The sequence below is a fragment of the Bradyrhizobium sp. WSM4874 genome (genome assembly GCF_055811835.1).
Genome location: NZ_JBVVPR010000114.1, coordinates 1 through 4038, shown reverse-complemented (window position 1 = coordinate 4038; position 4038 = coordinate 1). Strand labels below are relative to the sequence as shown.

Sequence of the window (4038 nt, the reverse complement as noted above, 5' to 3'; positions counted from 1 at the left end):
CCGCCGGCGGCAATGCGGCACCTCGCATGTGAAGCGCCGCGTGAGTAATCGGAGGCGCACCTTTCTGCCCGCTGATGGCAAATCGGCCACGTGCCGGATGTAGCGGCTATGGACTCGGCGCGATAGTGTCGCGCACAAAGGGCACTGGGCCTCCGCAGCCTCTGACCGAACAGCCAGAATAACCGAATCCTCTGAATCACTTACGCCATCAAAGACCAAACCACTCGGTACTAGCGATGAAATTCGAAAGCCTGTCCGCATGGCGCCGATTCTCCGTTGAAGAACCACAGTCGCCGGCGAACTTCATCAGAAATGAGTCAGAGCCAAACATGGACGCCTATCCTACCGTAAGTCTTTCGACCTTGGGATTCCGGCAGTTGAGGTAAACTCTGCCGCGCTGCGCACGAGGGCTCGCGCTCTACTGATGTACCGGGGTCTTCATTCTGATCGATGCGGACTCAAATTGGTAGGCCGAGCTGCAGCTCGGCCTACGGTACGCCCTGGCGTGAAGACAAGAAGGCGGATCGGCTTTGGAGCGGGTATCTCGTTTGAAGGAAGACGAGCGACAAGTTTCGAGCTCGCAGCGGCTTGAAATCGGGACGCGTCCGGTCCTGCTCCGCGTGATGACCTCGAGATCGTTGAACCTGCCCCTCAGTTTAACCGTCCGGCCCCGCGAACCTTTGTCCTCGCAGTGCCTCCAGACCTTCTCGATGAGCGGCTGTGCCTTCCTGACAACGGGGGGACGCCGGGGTGTCGACACCCAGTCAAGGCGATGCCGGTGATCTTGACGACGCGACGCCGCGTGCAACCGCCCGCAACTGACTGGAAAGCGGACACAGCAAATATCAGTCTCCTCACACCGGCGTCGGACTTGAACGCTCCCCGATGGTAGCAAGCGGACTTTCTACGTGGCCACCCCGCGCCGCAACAATGTGACGAATTCATTTGCATATCCGTCACGTGCAGCGACGCTGCCTGCATCAGCCGAGCGACTCGGTCGTAAGCTCGTCGTGGAGCAGATGTTCGCGATTGAACATGAGAGGCCTCCATCATCATTCAACATTCCGCGTTTGTCGTCTTCAGCCGTGTCCGGCTGAAGACGTTAATGTCGGGGTTCAGACACTGAGGCGCGAGTATCCCGCCGTTGGCGCCGAAGAACACCCGTGTCTATGGCTCCCACCCCTGCCGCGGTCGGCAAACAACAGACGGAGATGCTACAAAGCCATCTGACAGCGATAGCACCAGATCTCGAATGCCGTACCGTGACGGCGATGGTTACGCTTGAAAAAACCGCGCGCGGGCTGATGCCGTGCGACGTTGTCTTTGGTTGCACTGATGACAACGCCGGCGGCCTGGTTCTGTCGCGGTTCTCGACCTTCATGGCCACCCCTGTGATCGATTGCGGCGTGCTGCTGGGCGGCGATGGGGCCTTGGCAAGCATCAACGGCCGCGTAACCCCCCTCACCCCGGGGGCGCCTGCCTCGTCTGCCGCGACCGGATCGACCTTGCCCGCGGGCAAACCGAGCTGCGAACGCCGGAGGAGCGGATACGACTTGAAAACGAGGGCTACGCGCCCTCCTGAGAGGCATAGAACCAGCGGTGGTGACCTTCACCACCAGCATCGCTTCAGCCGCCATTAACGAGCTTCTGGAGCGCCTGATCGGGTTTGGGCCGAGCCCGAGGCCGACCCAGGTGCTGTTCCGCTGGCACGAGCGGGAGATCTCGACCAACAACGCCAAGCCGCGACCGGGTTATTACTGCAATCCAGAAAGCCAAAAGATTGGCAAGGGCGATAGTCATCCTTTCCTCGAAACAGGCATGGCCCGGGCCATAAAGATTCGTTGGTGGCAGTGGTCGCAGCGACTGCGTATGCCAGCCGAGAGGAGGAACCTTTCGGAGGCAAGTGAGGCCCCGGGCGATTTCGATCCCAACCGCGCGCGATCTCCAGCCTAGATCCCGGTGGAGCGCGACTTCGAGCGGGATCTCAGAAAGTAGATACAGGGCCATTGAATCGACGCCGGTCCGTTCTCGGGCTGCGAGATCATATTCGAATAAGCAAGGTCGATCTTGAGGCCGCCCCTCCGGCCGCTTGGCCCGAGGTATTCGCTGGGACTTCACAAGGCCGAGCACGCACTCGACGCGGTAAAATGACCGACACGTCGACTGATGACACCTAAGGCTGACTCCCAAAAACCCTCATGCTTCCGCTGATTAGCGTCGACGACCTAGTACTTTTCAAATCCCACCATTTTCATGCGCCAGCGGTCGACGCCGCCCCTGTCGTCGCGGTGGATAAACGTCTTCCGGATCGAGGTCTCAAGGTTTCTGCGCTCGATTCCAAGCAGGAACGGAATGTCCAGTTGACGCGTTTGCGCGAAGTTTTCAACCACCGCCTCAGTTGAATTGCAGGGCGGCAGTCTTGCGGCAATCCCATGCGTGGCATGCAGATCCTCGATAAAGTAAAAACCTCCAGGCTCAACGATGGGAAAGAGCTTTGCTAGAGCAAGCTGCTGGTGGTAAGCGGCGTGCGAAGCGTCGTCGATGATGATCCTTACGGGCGGGAGTGAGCTCGCAAGGCGTTCCAGGGCTCCCGCATGGCCCATATCAATACGTTCGAAACGGAAGCGGTCCGTCTTAAAGGCACTAAAATCGGAGATGTCGCATCCGACGACATCGGCTTTGGGAAAGAACTCCAGCCACATCCTGATAGATGGAATGTCATAGACCTTGCGAGTCAGCAGTGTATCGGGATCGAGAGAACCGTGCCCGTGCTGCAGTCCAATCTCGACCATCGTGAAGGCTTCGTGGCGGAATTCCTCGAACAGAAAAGAGTAGAAGCCGGTGTAGCCATGGGCGTAGCCAACCTCATCACCCTTTGTCGGTTCCTAGGGTATTTGCTCGTTTGGTCAAATTCGGGACGCCCATTTCCAAGACCACCTATTCTTAAGACGCAAGCACACACGCTGGATGGTATCTCAAGTAGCGTGCCAAACGGCAAATACTGATTCGTCTTGCGTATTCCTATTTAGCGCCTGTCGCCAGTTCGACAGAATGTCACGACTCTGACGGTCTGCGTCACAGACGCTCCATCTCACTACGTTTCGACGGCGGAACGGCAACGAGCCACCTTGATCATGTGTCTCTGGTCAGGATGACGCGATCGCGAGAAAATCTCTTCACCACTGAAAATGCGCAGGCCGATGGAGGCTCGCGGACCCAGCTACCCGTCCGTAGCGACGATCGCACTCGCTTCGCGGTCAGAGCCCATTCTCGATCGCTATTAACAGGCCGAGGAACTTATGGGCGGGACAGATGAGGCAGCGTCAGTTCGGCTTTGCCCGCAATAGCTTCGAAATTTAGTTTGTGAGCGGCGGCGGCCAAGACCGGCACCGAAACTGCACTCTCGCCCGCAAGGCGCACGGCGCAGTTAATATTCTTTGCGGAATTCGCAATCGAGATTGCCAGAACATCGGGTTTCTCGCCCAACAAAAAGGCCACGAAGCCTTGAAATATTCCGCTGTTCGTGGAGCCGCGACTAACCAGAGAGCGGAGCGTTACGAGATCGACATCAAGACCGCACGCAAATTGGCAAACCTCCGCGGCGGCTTAGTCGAGCCTGGGAATGCAAGGTCAGGCTGCGGCGGGCAATCAGGCGTGTCGTCAGCGCCGCCGTTAGCCCGGAAGTCATGAAAGAGTCGACGTTGCCGTCGAATGCGCGGTGAACGGCGAGGCACCGTAGGCCTGCCGAGCACACAGATTCGGCGCGGCCTTCAGATGCCACTTGACGGGTGATGGCCGGGCCTTCCATACGCGGTTCTAGCGGCCTGCCCGACGCAACGCAAATCCCCTCGGCAGATGCGGTTCGATACGCGCCCATTGCCTGTCGTTCAGCCAAAACAAATCAGCGCGCATTCTCTCGCCCCCGAATCAACACGTAGGCAAGAGAATCACGTGGCGCTATTTAGGTACAGACCCTAACATTACAGTTGCTTTTTTGATTTGAAGTGGGCGCGTTGAGCGGCAGCCTGGTGAGCTCTG

Annotated in this window: 6 protein-coding genes and 1 pseudogene; 2 read left to right on the top strand and 5 right to left on the bottom strand. The window is 58.4% G+C overall.

Features of this window, described 5'->3' with window-relative positions; genetic code table 11:
- Window positions 1–261 (bottom strand): transposase family protein (locus AC0L3P_RS39370; protein ID WP_473309379.1); only part of this gene is annotated, 261 nt, incomplete at its 3' end.
- Window positions 262–418: 157 nt separating this feature from the next.
- A complete protein-coding gene (locus AC0L3P_RS39365) occupies window positions 419–760 on the bottom strand; it encodes a DinB/UmuC family translesion DNA polymerase (protein ID WP_473309382.1) in 342 nt (113 codons plus the stop codon).
- 409 nt (window positions 761–1169) lie between these two features.
- Between AC0L3P_RS39365 and AC0L3P_RS39360 the strand changes: the two genes are divergently transcribed.
- Both AC0L3P_RS39360 and AC0L3P_RS39355 read left to right on the top strand, forming a co-directional pair.
- A complete protein-coding gene (locus AC0L3P_RS39360; RefSeq protein WP_473309380.1) occupies window positions 1170–1640 on the top strand; it encodes a ThiF family adenylyltransferase in 471 nt (156 codons plus the stop codon).
- Complete coding sequence (locus tag AC0L3P_RS39355; RefSeq protein WP_473309378.1) at window positions 1603–1953, top strand: hypothetical protein; 351 nt, start codon at window positions 1603–1605, stop codon at window positions 1951–1953. The genes AC0L3P_RS39360 and AC0L3P_RS39355 overlap by 38 nt, the downstream gene beginning before the upstream one ends.
- 272 nt (window positions 1954–2225) lie before the next feature.
- Here the strand turns inward: AC0L3P_RS39355 and AC0L3P_RS39350 are convergent, their stop codons facing one another.
- The 3 genes and pseudogenes from AC0L3P_RS39350 to AC0L3P_RS39340 form a co-directional block, all read right to left on the bottom strand.
- Window positions 2226–2792, bottom strand: a complete 567-nt coding sequence (locus tag AC0L3P_RS39350; RefSeq protein WP_473309377.1) for a hypothetical protein — start codon at window positions 2790–2792, stop codon at window positions 2226–2228.
- A 505-nt stretch (window positions 2793–3297) separates the two neighbouring features.
- Window positions 3298–3498 (bottom strand): hypothetical protein, encoded by a 201-nt coding sequence (locus AC0L3P_RS39345; RefSeq protein ID WP_473309376.1) that lies wholly within the window; start codon window positions 3496–3498, stop codon window positions 3298–3300.
- 345 nt (window positions 3499–3843) lie between these two features.
- Window positions 3844–3934: pseudogene (locus AC0L3P_RS39340) on the bottom strand (IS5/IS1182 family transposase); the annotation flags it as partial.
- Window positions 3935–4038 lie beyond the last annotated feature (104 nt).

Bases quoted from the DNA above. Each gene is read 5' to 3' on its own strand.
- AC0L3P_RS39360 (WP_473309380.1), top strand. From the start codon at position 1,170: ATGGCTCCCACCCCTGCCGCGGTCGGCAAACAACAGACGGAGATGCTA.
- AC0L3P_RS39350 (WP_473309377.1), bottom strand. From the start codon at position 2,792: ATGGTCGAGATTGGACTGCAGCACGGGCACGGTTCTCTCGATCCCGAT.